Annotated in this window: 14 protein-coding genes and 1 tRNA gene; 5 read left to right on the plus strand and 10 right to left on the minus strand. The window is 63.1% G+C overall.

What is annotated here, in order from left to right; genetic code table 11:
• Positions 1 to 129 precede the first annotated feature (129 nt).
• The 4 genes from acpS to rpoZ all read right to left on the minus strand — a co-directional run bounded on the left by acpS (position 130) and on the right by rpoZ (position 4,231).
• Positions 130 to 549: a holo-ACP synthase gene (gene acpS / locus IVB19_RS20855; RefSeq protein WP_007611179.1), complete on the minus strand. Its 420-nt coding sequence runs from the start codon at positions 547 to 549 to the stop codon at positions 130 to 132.
• A complete protein-coding gene (locus IVB19_RS20860; RefSeq protein ID WP_026233571.1) occupies positions 546 to 1,298 on the minus strand; it encodes a pyridoxine 5'-phosphate synthase in 753 nt (250 codons plus the stop codon). The genes acpS and IVB19_RS20860 overlap by 4 nt, the downstream gene beginning before the upstream one ends.
• Before the next feature lie 45 nt (positions 1,299 to 1,343).
• On the minus strand, positions 1,344 to 3,629 hold the full coding sequence (locus tag IVB19_RS20865) for a RelA/SpoT family protein (protein WP_026233572.1): 2,286 nt from the start codon (positions 3,627 to 3,629) through the stop codon (positions 1,344 to 1,346).
• 209 nt (positions 3,630 to 3,838) lie between these two features.
• Complete coding sequence (gene rpoZ, locus IVB19_RS20870) at positions 3,839 to 4,231, minus strand: DNA-directed RNA polymerase subunit omega (RefSeq protein WP_007603391.1); 393 nt, start codon at positions 4,229 to 4,231, stop codon at positions 3,839 to 3,841.
• A 329-nt stretch (positions 4,232 to 4,560) separates the two neighbouring features.
• Here rpoZ and IVB19_RS20875 point away from each other — a divergent pair, with 329 nt between their 5' ends.
• Both IVB19_RS20875 and IVB19_RS20880 read left to right on the plus strand, forming a co-directional pair.
• Positions 4,561 to 5,208 (plus strand): LabA-like NYN domain-containing protein, encoded by a 648-nt coding sequence (locus IVB19_RS20875; RefSeq protein WP_007603390.1) that lies wholly within the window; start codon positions 4,561 to 4,563, stop codon positions 5,206 to 5,208.
• Positions 5,189 to 5,863, plus strand: a complete 675-nt coding sequence (locus tag IVB19_RS20880; RefSeq protein WP_026233573.1) for a uracil-DNA glycosylase — start codon at positions 5,189 to 5,191, stop codon at positions 5,861 to 5,863. The genes IVB19_RS20875 and IVB19_RS20880 overlap by 20 nt, the downstream gene beginning before the upstream one ends.
• Here the strand turns inward: IVB19_RS20880 and IVB19_RS20885 are convergent.
• Genes IVB19_RS20885 through dapA form a run of 4 tightly spaced genes read right to left on the minus strand, consistent with a single transcriptional unit; the run spans position 5,860 to position 8,350 of the window.
• Entirely contained in the window at positions 5,860 to 6,453 is a 594-nt protein-coding gene (locus IVB19_RS20885; RefSeq protein ID WP_085351429.1) for a peroxiredoxin, read from the minus strand. The genes IVB19_RS20880 and IVB19_RS20885 overlap by 4 nt on opposite strands.
• A gap of 4 nt (positions 6,454 to 6,457) precedes the next feature.
• Positions 6,458 to 6,931 carry an SsrA-binding protein SmpB gene (gene smpB / locus IVB19_RS20890; RefSeq protein WP_007603387.1) on the minus strand — a complete coding sequence of 158 codons (474 nt, stop codon included), beginning with the start codon at positions 6,929 to 6,931 and terminating at the stop codon, positions 6,458 to 6,460.
• Between the two features lie 59 nt (positions 6,932 to 6,990).
• Positions 6,991 to 7,407 (minus strand): large conductance mechanosensitive channel protein MscL, encoded by a 417-nt coding sequence (gene mscL, locus IVB19_RS20895; RefSeq protein WP_247821691.1) that lies wholly within the window; start codon positions 7,405 to 7,407, stop codon positions 6,991 to 6,993.
• A 52-nt stretch (positions 7,408 to 7,459) separates the two neighbouring features.
• The gene (gene dapA / locus IVB19_RS20900) at positions 7,460 to 8,350 is read right to left on the minus strand and encodes a 4-hydroxy-tetrahydrodipicolinate synthase (RefSeq protein ID WP_007603384.1); all 891 of its coding nucleotides are present in this window, start codon (positions 8,348 to 8,350) and stop codon (positions 7,460 to 7,462) included.
• A 293-nt stretch (positions 8,351 to 8,643) separates the two neighbouring features.
• Between dapA and IVB19_RS20905 the strand changes: the two genes are divergently transcribed.
• Both IVB19_RS20905 and IVB19_RS20910 read left to right on the plus strand, forming a co-directional pair.
• Complete coding sequence (locus tag IVB19_RS20905; protein WP_247452484.1) at positions 8,644 to 11,037, plus strand: lytic transglycosylase domain-containing protein; 2,394 nt, start codon at positions 8,644 to 8,646, stop codon at positions 11,035 to 11,037.
• A 201-nt stretch (positions 11,038 to 11,238) separates the two neighbouring features.
• A complete protein-coding gene (locus IVB19_RS20910) occupies positions 11,239 to 12,057 on the plus strand; it encodes a YkgJ family cysteine cluster protein (protein WP_247298797.1) in 819 nt (272 codons plus the stop codon).
• 318 nt (positions 12,058 to 12,375) lie between these two features.
• On the opposite strand, the gene IVB19_RS20915 is transcribed toward IVB19_RS20910, so the two are convergent.
• Positions 12,376 to 13,947 carry a porin gene (locus IVB19_RS20915; RefSeq protein WP_018458418.1) on the minus strand — a complete coding sequence of 524 codons (1,572 nt, stop codon included), beginning with the start codon at positions 13,945 to 13,947 and terminating at the stop codon, positions 12,376 to 12,378.
• A gap of 1,325 nt (positions 13,948 to 15,272) precedes the next feature.
• Between IVB19_RS20915 and IVB19_RS20920 the strand changes: the two genes are divergently transcribed.
• A tRNA-Ser gene (locus IVB19_RS20920) sits at positions 15,273 to 15,365 on the plus strand.
• A 287-nt stretch (positions 15,366 to 15,652) separates the two neighbouring features.
• Here IVB19_RS20920 and IVB19_RS20925 read toward each other — a convergent pair.
• Positions 15,653 to 15,919 (minus strand): hypothetical protein, encoded by a 267-nt coding sequence (locus tag IVB19_RS20925; protein WP_085351418.1) that lies wholly within the window; start codon positions 15,917 to 15,919, stop codon positions 15,653 to 15,655.
• Positions 15,920 to 17,046: the final 1,127 nt, after the last annotated feature.

Consider the following 17,046-nt stretch of genomic DNA (forward strand, 5'->3'; position numbering starts at 1 on the left):
GAATTCGCCCAGCCTGATTTGCGTCCGCGGACTTTTAGACGGTTGTCGGAGACCACGCAATCAAGGATCGCGTCAAAACTGCATAAGCGCTTGATTTTGAATGCGAATTATAAAATTATCGGAGCACCGTCAGGGTTTGGCCAGCGGCACGGCCGAAATGATGACGAAGGCCTGTGCCAGCGGCCAGTCATCGGTGATCGACAGGTCGATCTGCGCCGCGAACCCTTCGGGCGTCAGGGCCTGGAGCCGGGCCAGCGCCCCGCCCGTCAATTGCATGGTTGGCCGCCCTCCCGGCAGGTTGACCACCCCCATGTCGCGCCACCACACGCCGCGCCTGATGCCGGTGCCGAGTGCCTTGGAGCAGGCCTCCTTGGCGGCGAAGCGCTTGGCGTAGGTTGCCACCACCATCTTCTCGTTCTTGGCGCGCCGCTCCGCCTTGGCCCGCTCGGCCGCGGTGAAGATGCGGTCGAGGAAGCGCTCGCCATGGCGGTCGATCACCTTGCCGACCCGGGTGATGTCGATCAGATCGGAGCCGATGCCGATGATCATGCCCGGCTCCGGCCGCGGTCCATCGCCGCGCGCATGCTGCGAACCGTCTCGGCGAGACCGACGAACAGGGCTTCGCCGATCATGTAGTAGCCGATGTTGAGTTCCATGATGTCCGGCAAGCCGGCGATCGTCTCCGCTGTCGCGTAGTCCAGCCCGTGTCCGGCGTGAACCTCCAGCCCTGCTTCTTTCGCCAGCTTCGCCCCTGCCACGATCCGCCGCCATTCGGCCTCGGCCTTGTCGGCGTGACCCTCGACGACGGCGTCGCACCAGGCGCCGGTGTGGATCTCGATCACGGGTGCGCGCAGCCGCGCCGCCGTCTCGATCTGGGCGGGATCGGCCGCGATGAACAGCGACACCCGGATGCCGGCATCGTTCAGCCGCGCGATATAAGGCGCCAGCGCATTGTGCTGGCCGACGACGTCGAGCCCGCCTTCGGTCGTCACCTCCTGGCGCCGCTCCGGCACGAGGCACACCGCATGCGGCCTGGTGGCGAGCGAAATACGCATCATGTCCTCGGTCGCCGCCATCTCGAAATTAAGCGGCTTGGAGATCTCGGCTTTCAGCCGCGCCATGTCCTCGTCGCGGATGTGCCGGCGATCCTCGCGCAAATGAGCGGTGATGCCGTCGGCGCCGGCCTCGATCGCCAGCAGCGCCGCGCGCACCGGATCGGGATTGCGGCCGCTGCGCGCGTTACGCAGGGTCGCGACATGGTCGACATTGACGCCGAGGCGGAGCGGAGGTGCAGGCATTTCAGGACTCACGGAATCATAGGAATGGACCATGACGGAAGGCGTCTATCCATTAACACGTTCGGCGCGGGCGACGACCGCCTTCGCGCGCAGCTGGGCCAGGATCGCGCTCAAATGCTTGAGATCGTAGACTTCGAGATCGATCGTCGTCTCCGTGAAGTCCGGTGAGCGGCGCTGCATGCTGATGTTGTCGATGTTGCCGTCGTGCTCGGCGATCACGGTCGCGATCTGCGCCAGCGCGCCGGGTTCGTTGACATTCTCGACCTTGATGCGGGCCGGGAAGCGCTGCGGCGCGGAGTCCTCGATGTCCCAGCGCACGTCGAGCCAGCGCTCCGGCTCTTCTTCGAAATCCTTCAGGGCCGGCGCCTGGATTGGGTAGATGGTGATGCCCTCGCCCGGCGTGACGATGCCGACGATGCGGTCGCCGGGCACTGCGCCGCCATTCGGCGCAAACTTCACCGGCAGGTCGGAATTGATGCCGCGGATCGGAATCGCGACCGGGGTGCGCGGCGGTTCGAACGACTTCTCCTTGAGCTTGCCGGCAAGCCCCTTCTTGACGCCGTAGCGCGCGATGCGCTCCTCCTTGTAGTCGGGATACATCGCACGCGCGACGTGGGAGGCCTTGATCTCGCCGCGTCCCACAGCCGCCATGACGTCCTCGATCGAGGTTCGTGCTAGCCGCGGCAGCGCGCCCTTGAGCTTGTCGTCGGCATATTCGATCTTGGCGCGCTCGAACAGGCGCTCGACGATGCGCCGGCCGAGACCGACATATTGATCGCGCACCGCAGTCCTGGTGGCGCGGCGGATTGCGGCGCGCGCTTTGCCGGTGACCGCGAGCGTTTCCCAGGCGGACGGCGGCGCCGCTTGCGCTTCGGAGGTCAGCACCTCGACCTCGTCGCCATTCTGGAGCTCCGAGGACAGCGGCGCAAACTGGCCGTTGATCTTGCAGCCCACCGCGCTGTTGCCGACGTCGGTATGCACGGCATAGGCGAAGTCGATCACGTTGGCATGGCGCGGCAGCGCGATCAGCTTGCCCTTTGGGGTGAAGCAGAACACCTGGTCGTGGAACAGCTCGAGCTTGGTGTGCTCGAGGAATTCCTCGGGGTTGGCGCTCTCCGAGAGGATGCCGATGGTGTGGCGCAACCAGGCGAACGCATTGGACTCGCGCTTGAGGAATTCGGTCGGCGAGCCCACGCCTTCCTTGTAGAACACGTGCGCGGCGATGCCGCGCTCGGCGATCTGGTCCATCGCCTCGGTGCGGATTTGCAACTCGACGCGCTGGTTGCCGGGGCCGATCACGGTGGTGTGGATCGAGCGATAGTCGTTCTGCTTCGGCGTCGAGATGTAGTCCTTGAACCGCCCGGGCACGACCGGCCAGTTCGTGTGGACGATGCCGAGCGCGCGGTAGCAGGCCTCGATGTCGTTGACGACGACGCGGAAGCCGAAGATGTCGGACAATTGCTCGAAGCCGACCGACTTCCGCTCCATCTTGGTCCAGATCGAGAATGGCTTCTTGCGGCGGCCATAGACCCGCGCGCCCAAGCCCCGGTGGCGCAGATTGTTGGAGAGCTGGTCCTCGATTTCGCCGATCAGATTGCGGTTGCGTTCCGCCAGCGCATCGAGCCGCTGCATCACCACCGAATAGGCTTCCGGGTCGAGGGTCCGGAACGACAGGTCCTCCAGCTCCTCGCGCATTTCCTGCATGCCCATGCGCCCGGCCAGCGGCGCATAGATATCGAGCGTCTCCTCGGCAATGCGCCGTCGCGATTCCGTCGGCACGAAGTCCAGCGTGCGCATGTTGTGCAGGCGATCGGCGAGCTTCACCAGGAGCACGCGGACGTCGTCGGCAATGGCCAGCAACAATTTGCGCAGATTCTCGGCCTGTTTGGCCTCCCGCGACACCAGCTCCAGCCGCTTCAGCTTGGTCAGCCCTTCGACCAGCGCGCCGATCTCGGGCCCGAAGATCTGGTCGATCTCGGCCCGCGTCGCTTCGGTGTCCTCGATCGTGTCGTGGAGCAGCGCAGCCACGATGGTGGCGTCGTCGAGTTTCAGGTCGGTGAGAATCGCCGCCACTTCGAGCGGATGGGAGAAGTACGGGTCGCCCGAGGCGCGGGTCTGCGAGCCGTGCGCCTTCATGGCGTAGACATAGGCGCGGTTCAGCAGATCTTCGTCGGTGTTGGGATTGTAGGACCTGACGCGCTCGACGAGGTCATATTGACGCATCATGCGTGCGCGAGGCTTCGCCGGGCGCGCCACCGGCGCAGTCGGGGCCACGGCAACCGATTCGGTTGCGGCCTGCATCTGCGTTGGTGTGCGGCGTCGATATACCATGCCGTCCTGCCTTCAAACGGACCACGACAGAGCCCGTTGTATACATCTTAGCTCCGATCGCGCGCGTGTCCGATCAATTCAGTGACAGGGACAGGCGCGAACCGACGACGCTATGGTAACCACGAAAACGCCAACAAAAGCAAAGGCCCGAACAACGGTTCGGGCCTTTGATCAGATCACAAAGAAGTCGATGAGCGCGACGGGACGATTTACTCGTCTTCCTCGGGTTGCTCCTCGGGCGGCGCGAGGCCTTCGAGACCCTTCAGGAGCTCTTCTTCCGTCATGCGCTCAACGGCGACTTCGGTATCGTCTGCATCCACGCTTGCACCGGCGGAACCGATCAGCGGCACAGTGTCAGGCTCGGGCTCGTCAACCTCGACGAACTTCTGCAGCGAGTGCACCAGCTCCTCGCGGAGGTCCTCCGGCGAAATGGTGGTCTCAGCAATTTCGCGCAAAGACACAACAGGGTTCTTGTCGTTATCACGGTCAACCGTTAGTTGTGAACCAGACGAAATCATGCGGGCGCGGTGGGCGGCCAGCAGGACCAGGTCAAACCGGTTGTCGACCTTGTCGATACAATCTTCTACGGTGACGCGAGCCATCGACTGTCGCTCCGTTGTGGGTGGGACGAAATATGTGGATGAATGCCGGTAGTTATAGGGACCGGGAGGGTTTCGCAAGGCCAATTTGTGATTTGGCCTCGCCAAACGGCTCTGCTACCCCCACATTGGCGCTGGGATGGGTGGTTACCCGGGCCGCCGGCGAGGGCGGCGCCGGGTATGTGCAAGTTGGCCATAACTATACCTTGATTGCCCCGACTTCTCCGGATTTGCGGTTTCGACGGGTTTCGGCGGGACTTTAGAAGCGCGCGGCTTGCTGTCGCCGCGCCAACAATAAACGATCAATCACGAACTCTACGCGAGCAAACTGAATGTCACCTTCCTCTACCGACAAGATCGCGCTCTTCATCGATGGAGCCAATCTCTACGCGACGGCAAAAACTCTGGGCTTCGACATCGATTACAAGCGCCTGCTGAAGGAGTTTCAGAGCCGCGGGACGCTACTTAGGGCGTTCTACTACACCGCGATCATCGAGGATCAGGAGTACTCCTCGATCCGGCCGCTGATCGACTGGCTCGACTACAACGGCTACACCGTCGTCACCAAGGCGACCAAGGAGTTCATCGACGCCTCCGGCCGCCGCAAGGTCAAGGGCAACATGGACATCGAGCTCGCCGTGAACGCCATGGAGCTCGCCGAGCACATCGACCAGATGGTGCTGTTCTCGGGCGACGGCGACTTCCGCTCTCTGGTCGAGGCCGTTCAGCGCCGCGGCGTGCGGGTCACCGTGATTTCCACGATCGCCAGCCAGCCGCCGATGATCGCCGACGAGCTGCGCCGGCAGGCCGACGTCTTCACCGACCTCGTCGAGCTGCAGTCCAAGCTCGGTCGCGACCCGTCCGAACGCCCCGCCCCGCGTGACCGCGGCGACCGCGAGGCGCGCCACCACGCTCCGCAGTTCCTCCAGCGCGCAACCACGATGGCGCCGGCGAGGGGCGATGACGACTTCGAGGAGTGAGGCGGCCCGGTCAAGCCGCCAGCCTCTCAGCCTCGTCCCCGACCGTGACTGTCCGCTCTGTCCGCGCCTGGTCGCCTTTCGCGAGGCGAACCGCGCGCGCGAGCCATTGTGGCACAATGCACCGGTTGCGCCTTTCGGCGACATCAAGGCGCGCCTGCTGATCGTCGGCCTTGCGCCGGGGATGCAGGGCGCCAACCGCACCGGCCGTCCCTTCACCGGCGATTATGCCGGCGACCTGCTCTACACCACGCTGCTCGAATACGGATTCGCCAAGGGCCAATATCGGGCGCGTCCCGACGACGGCCTGAAGCTGGTCGACTGCCGGATCGCCAATGCGGTGCATTGCGTGCCGCCGCAGAACAAGCCGCTGCCGGTGGAGATCAACACCTGCCGGCAGTTTCTCGCCGCGAATCTCGCAACGATGCCGAACCTGCGCGCGATCGTCGCCCTCGGGCGCATTGCGCACGACACCGTGCTCAAGCCGCTGAACCTGAAGGGATCGCAAGCCCCCTTCGGCCACGGCGCCGTGCATCAGGCCGGCGCATTCAGGCTCTACGACAGCTATCACTGCTCCCGCTACAACACGAACACCCGCGTGCTGACGCCGGACATGTTCCGCTCCGTGTTCGCGAAGGTGAAGGCCGACCTCGACTAATCCCTAGACAAGCCTTTGGCCGGATTGGCCTTCAGCCAGTCCAGCACATCGCCGGCGTTCCGGTCGGGCGGAAACACCGGATAGAACACATGCGTGATCCTGGCGTCGTCGACGATCAGCGCAAGGCGCTTGATCAGCGTCAGGCCCGCAACCTCCATGGTCGGCAAATTCAGGGCGCGCGTGAGCGCCAGCTTCTCGTCCGAGAGCACCGGGAACGGCAGATGCAGCCGCGAGGCCATCTCGGTCTGGTACGCGTTGCTCTGGGTCGAGAGGCCGAACACCTGCGCGGCGCCGGCGGCCTTCAGCTCGGCGAACAGATCGCGAAACGCGCAAGTCTGCGGCGTGCAGCCGCGCGCGCCCGGGATCATGTCCCAATCGTCGACCAGCGCGATCTTGCCGGGCTCGCCGGTGCGCGGATAGGCGAACACCACGGTCCGGCCACGCAGCGCCGACAGCGCGACTGACGTGTCGTCAGTGGCGAGCAGGCTGACCGGCGGCAGCGTCATGCCTTTCAGGTGCGCGGCGCCGCCGTCATCCGCGGGGGCGGGAATCCGGGTCCAATCAACCTCGAGCAGGTTTCTCTGAGTCATCCCGCTATCCCCTCGCCCGCATCAGGCGGCCCTTCTCCCGGCTCCAGTCGCGCTTCTTCTCGGACTCGCGCTTGTCGTGCAGCTTCTTGCCTTTTGCAACCGCGAGCTGCAATTTCGCGCGACCACGCTCGTTGAAGTAAAGCTTGAGCGGGATCAGCGTCATGCCTTCGCGGTCGACCGCTCCCATCAGCTTGTTGATCTGCTTGCGATGCAGCAGCAGTTTTCGCGGCCGCTTGGGCTCGTGATTGAAGCGGTTGCCCTGAAGATATTCCGGAATGGTGGCGTTGATCAGCCAGATCTCGCCGTCCTTGGAATCGGCGTAGGATTCCGCGATCGTGCTCTTGCCGTTGCGGATCGACTTGACCTCGGTGCCGGTCAGGGCAATGCCGACCTCGATCGTATCCTCGATCGCATAGTTGAAGCGGGCCTTGCGATTTTCCGCCATGACCTTGATCGGACGTTCATTCTTGTCGGCCATGGGGGACAAACCTGATCGAGATGCGCGAGGACGCTAACAGTTTGGATGAAGCGCGCGCGTCAAGACTTCTTGAGGAGATCGCGGATCTCGGTCAGCAGCTCGACCTCGGCCGACGGCTTCGGCGGAGCGGCAGGCTCCGCCTCGTCCTTGCGCTTCAACTTGTTCATGGCACGGATCACCAGGAACAGCACGAAGGCAATGATGATGAAGTTGATCGTCAGCGTGAGGAAGTTGCCCCAAGCCAAGACGGCACCCTGCTTTTTCGCGTCCGCGAGATTTGGGGCGGTGACCTTGCTCGAAAGCGGCGTGAAGTAGTTCGAGAAGTCGAGGCCGCCGGTAACTGCGCCGATGATGGGCATGATCACGTCGCCGACCAGCGACGTCACGATGGCGCCGAAGGCCGCACCGATGATGACGCCGACCGCGAGGTCAACGACGTTGCCCTTCATGGCGAATTCGCGGAACTCCGTGAGCATCCGCGTGCCTCTTTCCTCGATCGCCATGAAAGCTCCCCGATCGGCCAGCGCGTCAGTTGATGAGGCCGGCATGAACCATTGCGCTGCGCACGGCAACGCGGGTCGGCTCGGTGACCGGCACCATCGGCAGCCGCAGCGTCTCGTCCAGCTTGCCGAGCAGCGACAGCGCGTACTTGATCGGCGCCGGATTGCTCTCGATGAAGAGGTTGTTGTGCAGCGGCATCAGCTTGTCGTGCAGCTTCAGCGCGGTGGCATGATCGCCCTTCGCCCAGGCGGCCTGGAACTCCGAGCACAGCCGCGGCGCGACGTTCGAGGTCACCGAGATGCAGCCATGGCCGCCATGGGCCATGTAACCCAGGATGGTCGCATCCTCGCCCGAGAGCTGGTTGAAGTCCTCGCCCATTGCCGCGCGCTGCTGCGAGACGCGAACCATGCTGGCGGTGGCGTCCTTGACGCCGGCGATGTTCTTCAGCTCCCACAGCCGCGCCATGGTGTCGACCGACATGTCGATCACGGAACGCGGCGGGATGTTGTAGATGATGATCGGAATCCCGATCGCGTCGTTGATCGCCTTGAAGTGCTGGTACATGCCTTCCTGGGTCGGCTTGTTGTAGTAGGGCGTCACGACCAGAACCGCGTTGGCGCCCGCCTTTTCAGCGTGCTGGGCGAGCTCGATCGCCTCCTTGGTCGAGTTGGAGCCGGCGCCGGCGACGACAGGCACGCGGCCTTTCGCTTCCTCGATGCACCATTCGACGACCTTCTTGTGCTCGTCATGGCTCAGCGTCGGGCTCTCGCCGGTGGTGCCGACCGGGACCAGGCCGTTGGTGCCCTCCGAAATCTGCCAGTTGACCAGGGAGCGGAACGCCGCCTCGTCCAGCGAGCCGTTCTTGAACGGCGTGACCAAGGCGGTGAACGATCCCCGGAATTTCGTCTTGGCTGCCATGGACTTCCTCCGTACGCGGCGATCTCGAGCAAGCCGCATTCATATCGGGTCTATCCCGCCGGTAAAAGACCCGCTTCCGTGTGACGCACGGGTTTAGGCCGCGATTTTGCCGCGGTGGTGGTGCAAACCCGGCAAAGGTAAGCGGCTGTTGGTATTTGTCCGCATATTCAATCAAATATAGCCAGATCTTGTACAGCTAGGTCTTGAGCCAATTGACTGATTCGGGGCGACGAAACGCCGTGATCTCCTTTCCGCGCGCCGCATGGCGATCCACCGGTCTGGTCGTGTGCCTGATGGCAGGGCTGTCGGCCGGCTGCGCCGCCTGGGCCAAATCCAATGAGACAACCGCGGAGACCGCCAAGGAAACCGCGAAGGAAATCGCAAAGCCAGCCGCCAAGGACACCGCGAAGGGGGCGTCCAAGGGAACCGGCAAGGACATTTCGAAGGACGCCGCCAAGGGCGCAAGCAAGGGCCCGACCAGTCCACCCGCCAAGGATGCCGCGAAGAAGCCTGCCAAGGACGCTGGCAAGGATGCTGGCAAGAACGCAGCCAAGGAACCTGCGAAGGACAAGCTGAAGCCTGCGGCTGTCGCGCCGAAACCTCAGCCGGCCGCTGGCGGCTCGGTCCCGAAGACCGCACCCGCACCGGCAGCAACGGCCATCGTCAGACCGACCGCCCCGGCCTCCGCCAAGCCCGTCGCGGCTCCTGTCCTGGCTCCGGCGACCCGCCAGCATGCCGCCCCGCGCAAGCCGGTCACACCGGCTGCGGTTGCTGCGACCTCCTCGACGCCGCAAGCCGACAAGGACACGCTGGAGACCGTGATCGAGCTCGTGCGCAAGCGCAAGGCGGGCGACGCCACCAGTGCCGCGGCCACGATCTCGGATCCGGTCGCGCGAAAACTCGCGGAATGGATCATCCTTCGCAGCGAGGACAATGGCGCGACTGTGGAGCGCTACCGCGCCTTCCTGTCCGCCAATCCGAGCTGGCCCTCGCAGACCTTCCTGCGCCGGCGCCTAGAGGCCGCGATGTGGGACGACAGGCGCGACGACCAGGTCGCGTGGTCGTGGTTCGAGAACGAATCCCCCGTGTCCGCCAAGGGCCGCTTCACGCTCGCCAAGGCGATGCTGGCGCGCGGCGACCGTGCCAACGCCGAACGTCTGGTGCGCGATGCCTGGCGCAGCGACCCGATGTCGGAAGAGACCGAAAACAACGCACTCGACCAGTTCGGCGCGCTGCTGACGCCCGGCGATCAGAAGGCGCGGATGGATACGCTGCTCTACGGCAGCGAGAACGAGGCCGCATTGCGGGCTGCAAAGCGCCTCGGGGCCGGCTATGTCGCACTCGCCAAAGCCCGCATCGCCTCCGTCAAGAAAGCGCCGAACGCTCGTGCGCTGCTCGAAGCCGTGCCGCGCGAGCTGCACGGCGATCCGGGCTTCATCTTCAGCAAGATCCAGCTGCTGCGCCGCGAGGAGAAATTTGCGGAAGCCGCCCAGCTCATGCTGTCGGCACCGAAGGATCCGGGCCGGCTCTACAATCTCGACGAATGGTGGATCGAACGGCGCCTCCTGGCGCGCAAGATGATCGACACCGAGGAATTCCGCAGCGCCTATCTGATCGCGCGCGATGCGGCCCTGCCCTCGCGCGACATCTACAAGACCGAGCAAGAGTTCACCGCCGGCTGGATCGCGCTGCGCTTCCTCAACGATCCCGCGGCCGCCACCCAGCACTTTGCCCGCATCGGGATCGGCAGCGTCAATCCGACCACGCTGGCGCGCGCCGGCTATTGGCAGGGCCGCGCCGCCGAAGCTGCAGGCCGCCAGCAGGAGGCGCGCAACGCCTACGCGCGGGCCGCCGAGCAATCCACCAGCTATTACGGCCAGCTCGCACGCGCCAAGCTCGGCCTGCCGCAGATCGAGCTCAACGCTCAGCCGCGCAGCCGCGGTGCCGAACGGCTGGAGATCGTGCGCGCCGCGCAGCTGCTCTACGAGCTCGACGAGCGCGAGATGGTGATACCGTTGCTCGCCGACATGGGCGAGAACGGCGATCCCGAAGCGCTAGCCGGCCTCGGCGAGCTCACCCAGCGCCACAGCGACGCGCGCGGCATGCTGCTGCTCGGCAAGGCCGCGCTCAATCGCGGGCTGCCGTTCGATTTCTATGCCTATCCCGTCAACGGCATTCCGCAATTCACGCCGATCGGACCCGAGGTCGAGCGCAGCATCATCTACGCCATCGCGCGGCAGGAGAGCGCCTTCAATCCCTCGGTCGTCTCGCCGGCGCAGGCCTATGGGCTGATGCAGGTGACGCCGGACGCTGCGCGCTATGTCTGCAAGCGGCACGGCGGGACCTACGATCTGGGGCGTCTGAAGAACGATTCGGCCTACAACGCCACGCTCGGCTCGGCCGAGCTCGGTGGACTGCTCGAAGACTATCGCGGCTCCTACATCATGACCTTCGCCGCTTACAATGCCGGCCGCGGCAGTGTGAAGAAGTGGATCGACCGCTACGGCGATCCGCGTGACCCCAAGGTCGACGCGGTCGACTGGGTCGAGCTGATCCCGTTCTCCGAGACGCGCAACTATGTGCAGCGGATCATGGAGAACCTTCAGGTCTACCGCGCCCGCTTCGGCGGCGGCACCCGGTTGCAGATCGAGGCTGATTTGCGCCGTGGCGCCGGCAGCGTGGAATAGCGGCGTGCCTATGAGACTCGCTTGCGGCGATCCGATAACAAGGTATCCGCGCGAGGGGGTAACACGGTCAGCTCCCGGCGTTTGAGGCGGGGCCATCAACATGGGCCGGAGTGCTCCAGACCGTACGGTGAGAAGCTGAACGAGAAGATCGTGCAGGGCGGATCGGGCGCGCCGCAATAAGAGAAGAAAAGAACTACAAACATGGATCAGGCAATGTTGAGCGTCGCCCGTGCAGTAGAGGCAGGCGCGACGACGATGAAGGGTGTGATCGACGCCACGGGACTATCTCGTCTCAAAATCGAACGTGCGTTGAATGCGCTGGAAAAGCAGAAGCTGCTGGTCCGCGACGGGCAGGGTTTTCGCGGAACCAGCCCGACGAGGACAGCCCAGCCAGCCCGGCAATGCGGCTCGTGCAATGCCTGCTGCGATATCCTCGAAGTGGCGGCCGTCGACAAGCCGGTGAACCAGCTGTGCAGGCATTGGCAGACGGGCACTGGATGCACCATCTACGAGCGCCGTCCGCAGATGTGCCGGTCCTTCGTCTGCGCCTGGCTGCAGGGCCATCTGGATGACGACTGGTTTCCGGCGAAATCGGGCATCATCGTGCATTTCAGCCAGGACGCGGTCAACGTTACCGTCGATGACCATTGCCCCGATCGCTGGCGGGAGGAGCCCTATTTCAGCAAGCTCGCCGAATGGTCGCTGAATGGCATCAAGAGGATCGGAAACCGCGGCTACGCGACCCTCGTCGTCTCCGGTGCCGAGCGGTTCCTGCTGCTCGGGCGAACCGTCGTTCCGGAGCCGACGCTGTTCGGCACCGCGTTCCTGCCGCTCACCGCCGACACATTTCGATTCTGGCGGGCGAAATCCCCGGAGCATCTGCAGCGGCTGCACGAGCGCATCGCCGAGATCGAGCGGATCAGACAGGAATTCGGCTCCTGCACAATTCCCTCGAATGAGGACGACGATCCGCAAGCCCCCTATCGGCCGGCTCTTCTACGGCTGTCGCACCACGCCTGAACTCCGACGTCGTCGACGCGGCCTAGTTCGCTCTATGCCGCTCGACTCGCGCTGGTTGCGGTCGAGACGGGCAGACCACGTTGGACGCCGTGGTGGCCATGAATCTCAAGGACCTGCCGGCGACTCCGCCTCTTGCCGCGGCGGCTGAAGTGGACTTGATCGCGCGATCCGAACCCAGCTCTTGATCACCCAAAGCTACTCATCATTCCACACTCCACTCGTTCTTCAGAACATGTCGGAGATCCGTGGTCCGCCTGGTACAAAAAAAAGCCCCGGCGGTTTCCCGCCGGGGCTCTCTGTCAGGTCGTTAGACCGAACTTACCAGTTGCGCTGAGCGCGGAGGAGCAGAACGAGCGTGTCCTGATCCTTCAGCTCGTACACAGTGGCCGGCTTGGCTGTGACACCGGACGGAGCAACAGCAACCGTACCAGCGTACTTCTGGTCCAGATGGGTCCAGGAGAGGTCGGCCGAGAACGTCAGGTTCTTGACCGGGGTCCAGCGGGTGATAACACCGACCTGGCCGATGGCGAAGTCAGGATTACAACCCGTCACACCAGCGAGACCGCCGAACACGCCGCCAGCACCGCCTGCGCCGCAGATTGTGGTCTTAGCCAGCGAGCCGAACTGTGCCTGAGCGTAGGCACCGTAGATCGCGGTGTTCCAGTATGGATCCCAGTTGTGGGTGTAGGCACCACGGAAGCCCCAGGTCTTCACAGTCTCCTGTGAGGAACCGGTGACGAACACGGTGTCCGGAGCGACGGCGAAGCCGACGCTCTGGTAGGCAACGCCGGAGCTGCCGAACATCGAGTAGCTGCCGCCCGCCAGGTTCTGGAAGTTGTAGCGGGATGCGCCGTCGGTGTAGACGCCCTGGATGTTGATCACGTCACCCGCGCCAGTCGGGATGTTCTTGATCGACAGAGCGAGCTGAGCAGCCCAACCCCACTTGTCGTCGGGATGGCCAGTCGGCTCGGTGGCGCCGTAGTAGGCAACGTGGTTGTCATGCGCAGCGACCGACGCCTGGAACAGACCCCAAGCCTGGTCGACACGGACCATACCGACGAGGTTCGGCGAACGCGTGCCGCCGATGGCGTTGGAGCCATACGAACCGCCAACAATGCCGGCCGCACTCGCGCCCGTCATGTTCAGGTTGCCGGCATCATAGTAGGCCGCCCGATCTTCCGCCGAGAACGACGCCGTCACGCCCTGACCGAAGTCAGCAGTGTAGCTGAACTGGTTGACACCAGTGACCGTGCCGGAACCGCCGACGAGGCTGTCGAAGTTGTTGCCGGGATAGTTGGTCCAGGGCGCGTCGAACTGCGACACGGCCTTACCCATGGTGAAGCCAGCGAACTGGATGAAGGCGTAGTACACGCCGAGCGAACCGCCGGAGGTCGCGCCGTCGGTGCCGTTGATCGACGAACCAACGAGAGCCGGGGCCGCACCCGAGGTGTTGAGCGCCAGCGTGCTGCTGTAGGCGGTGGTGCCGGTCGCGCTGCCGGTGCCGGCGTAGTTGCCGGTGGTCCAGGAGAACACGCCGTCGAAGAAGGTACGGACGACGCCGTACTCGGTCGCGGTGCGCGTGTCGATGTTGAGATCTTCACGAGCGCGCATGGTGTAGTAGTTCGTCAGACGGTTGCGCGCGCCGTTGTTCGACGTGAGCTGACCGCTGAAGTCAGAGTTGGTGTTCAGCGCGACTTCAGCGCGCAGATAACCACCCAGCTTGATGCAAGTATCAGTGCCGGGGATGTAGTAGAAACCCGCACCATACAGGGAGCAGATCTTCACGTATTCGACCGCTTTGGCCTTCACGGGGAGATCGGCTGCCTGCGCTCCGCCAACAGCGAGCAGACCCGCCGCGGAACCGAGCAAAAGGCTCTTAACCAACTTCATGTTAAACCTCCAAGTTTGCCATAGGGAAGGTTCCGGATCCGCTGGGTGAAGACACCCTAAGGTTGGTTCCCTTGTCCCTTAAAATCACCGCTTAGTCGCTTCGCGCCTTCGGACACACCCGCTGAACGCGAGGGACTTAAGCGAACCACCTAAGACGGGACGACCTCGGGATGCCCCCCTCCGTCGCTCAGTCACAATTACCGAACCCCCTTGCACACACAACAACAGAACGCTTCAGAACCGGCCGATCGAGCGTGTTTTCCAGCGGGTGTTGCACAAATAACACGCAGATGTGATCAGGGCGACTTTGTAACACTTTGAATCTGCTGATCTTTTTCGACAGGCTTCATCTGCCATCAAAAGTTCCGGCACCAGCCCCTCACATCCGTGGAGACGCCTCGCTGTGGGTCTGGGGCGCCCGAATCGTGGAATCAACCAGGGACTCGCCGTGCGCCAGCCCTTCGGGAACTGGCTGGCCTGACCATCAAGCGGCTGCAAGATCGACAAAATATCGATCTGCGCATCGTCGATCGCTTGCAGGACTTCACCGTCGAGCTTGTCTCGCAATCGACAAAGCGATGAATGACTTTTCGAGCGGCTTGCGGAGATCGCTGTTGTCGTCAGGACCGATTGAAAACGCGTACGTCTCGAAGCGGTCGGGATATTGCCTATCGATATCTCGCAGTGAGCTACCCAGCTGGATGCTCTACGTCCTGACTATTGTAAGATGAGATCCGTAGCGGCGGAGTCCTGACAGTTGAAGAATGAAACAGCGTGCCAGATCATCCCTGCTTTGATTTCCAAAGCCGTTTCCACGGAAAGAGAAATCGCCAGACAAGGCCCTCCCTGGTTGCGGCGACGCCTGGCGCGACGGGGCAGATCCTCGGCCGGCGAGCGAGTTATCCCGACTAATAGTGAGAGCGCCCTTCCCGCAGCCCTGACACGGGGCCCCGTCGGCCGATCTGAGGGCAATCACCGCTCATAGTTTGTGGCGAATCGCGGAAGAGACAATCAAATCAATCGCTTGCAAATGAATCACTTGATAGAGGCGGTCGGCGACGAAGGCAGTCGTCCCACACGCGGGCCATCCGATCCAATTTGAAAGCAAAATCAATCGTTTATATGGATGAAGGGAGCCTTTATGCGCGCCAGAACCACTCTTAATACAAGCGCCAGAACCTCCAGCTTGGCGTCCGTTATCGCGGCGTTACGTTCTCGGCCCGAGAGCAAACCGCCTGGTTTCGGAATTCGCTGGGAATATTCGAGCAAAAACACACGCTTCCAAATTGACCAGCCCAAGTAATTAGATGCATAAGGCTCGCACCGGAGAGGTGGCCGAGTGGCTGAAGGCAACGCTTTGCTAAAGCGTCATACGGTCTCAAGCTGTATCGAGGGTTCGAATCCCTCCCTCTCCGCCACTCCGCAGCTTGTCCGGCCCGAAGACATGGGTAACGGAACGTACCTAAGACATGGGTGACAGCCTCGTGCCGAACGGGTTGTCGAGAGGTTGCAGGGTTTTCTGCTCCGGGTCGAAGTATCCCAGATCATAGTGCAAGGGCGCGATCTGAATCCGCCGCCTCTGATCTGCGCCCAGTCATCTCGTCGAGATCGCTCACGCCGCTCGGAATCCCGGATGGCGGACCACGAGGGAACCCGATTAGCGAAAATCAGGTTCGCCTGCGACCGCCGGGACGTGATTCACCGCTCAGTGGGCGGAGACCCAGGCCCTCGCCTCGCGCTGGGCGGCCGAGATGTCGGCGTCCGACATCTGCCCGGCGACCTCCTGGCGCAGCGTCACGGCGTCCTTGCGGCCCTTGAGCGCGGCGAGGTTGAACCATTTGTGCGCGGCGACGAGATCAACGAGGCCGGCGCGTCCGCTCGCCCAATAGAGGCCGCGCTCGAACAGCACGTCCGACAGCGCGCCTGCGTCGATCGGCGTCGCGGTCTCCAGATCGAAAGTACCCTGAAACATAACGCATCCCCTTTTTTCTTATGCCGTCTCGTACCCCGAGCGCGGCTCCCGTCCGATCAACTGTTCAACTCATCCCCGAGGCTTTTTGCCCGTGCCGTTTGCCGGCTTGTTGGAGGTAATGATGGCGGGCAAATTTGAATGGCAGTTTAAGTATCGCGATGAAGCAGACGTAAACGCGCCCGCGCCAGGCGCGCACGACAAATGCAGGAAATCCCTATTTTGCAGGGACTTCTGCAATTCGTCAGATTCGGTTTACCTTGGGATTTTGGGAGAACGATAACCATTGCGCACGGTGACGCGCGTCCTGTGGTGTCCCCGCCTGCTGTCGTCACCGTATTCCAGAGACAGCAATGGTCCCACGAGAAGCTGCGGGGTACTGGATCGCCCGGTCGGAGCCGGGCGATGACACCGCGAATGGAGAAGAGGTGCGCGAACTGCCTGCAATTGCGCTGCAGCCTCCCTGCTCAAGCAGGGCGCGCATATGAAGAAGTATATGGCTGGAAGCTCGACTGCGGCCATCCTTCGAGACGCCCGCCTGCGGCGGGCCCTCAGGATGAGGGATGAGGATGCGGCAGCATCAACGTAGATGGATGCAGCCGAGCCTCATCCGGAGGGGACCGCTAAGCGGTCCTCTCGAAGGACGAGGTGCTCGCTCAGGCGCCGCTGACGTCATATGCGACAACCCTGACTGCTCAAGGGCAGAACGGCCACATCGCGGTCAGATCAACGATGTCGGGATATGGGAATGCCGGCAATACCCCGGCCTCATGAGAACGAGGGCGTCGGCGAACACGTCAGGACCAGATTCCACGTTGGCCGAAGGCCGCCTGTGAAATTGCGGAGCCCCTTACGGAGAGCCGCACCGAACGAAGAAAACTTGTTTCTTCTGCCGGACCGGGCTTAGCGAGCGAACCCGCGAAGAGAACAATCCGACCGTTGACCTGATGTCTCGCCGACACCCTCTATCGTCGACCAGAACCTTTTGAGAGGCGCTGATGACGTGCCGGCTCTCTAGGAGCCGGCAACTTCAAAAAGCGAAGTTACTTCTTCTTGGCGACCTTGCGGGTCTTCTTCGCAGTCTTCTTCACTGCGCTCTTCGCCTTCTTCGCCTTCTTTGCCTTCTTAGC

It is taken from the genome of Bradyrhizobium sp. 187, from assembly GCF_023101005.1.
GTDB classification, from domain to species: Bacteria; Pseudomonadota; Alphaproteobacteria; order Rhizobiales; family Xanthobacteraceae; genus Bradyrhizobium; species Bradyrhizobium canariense_D.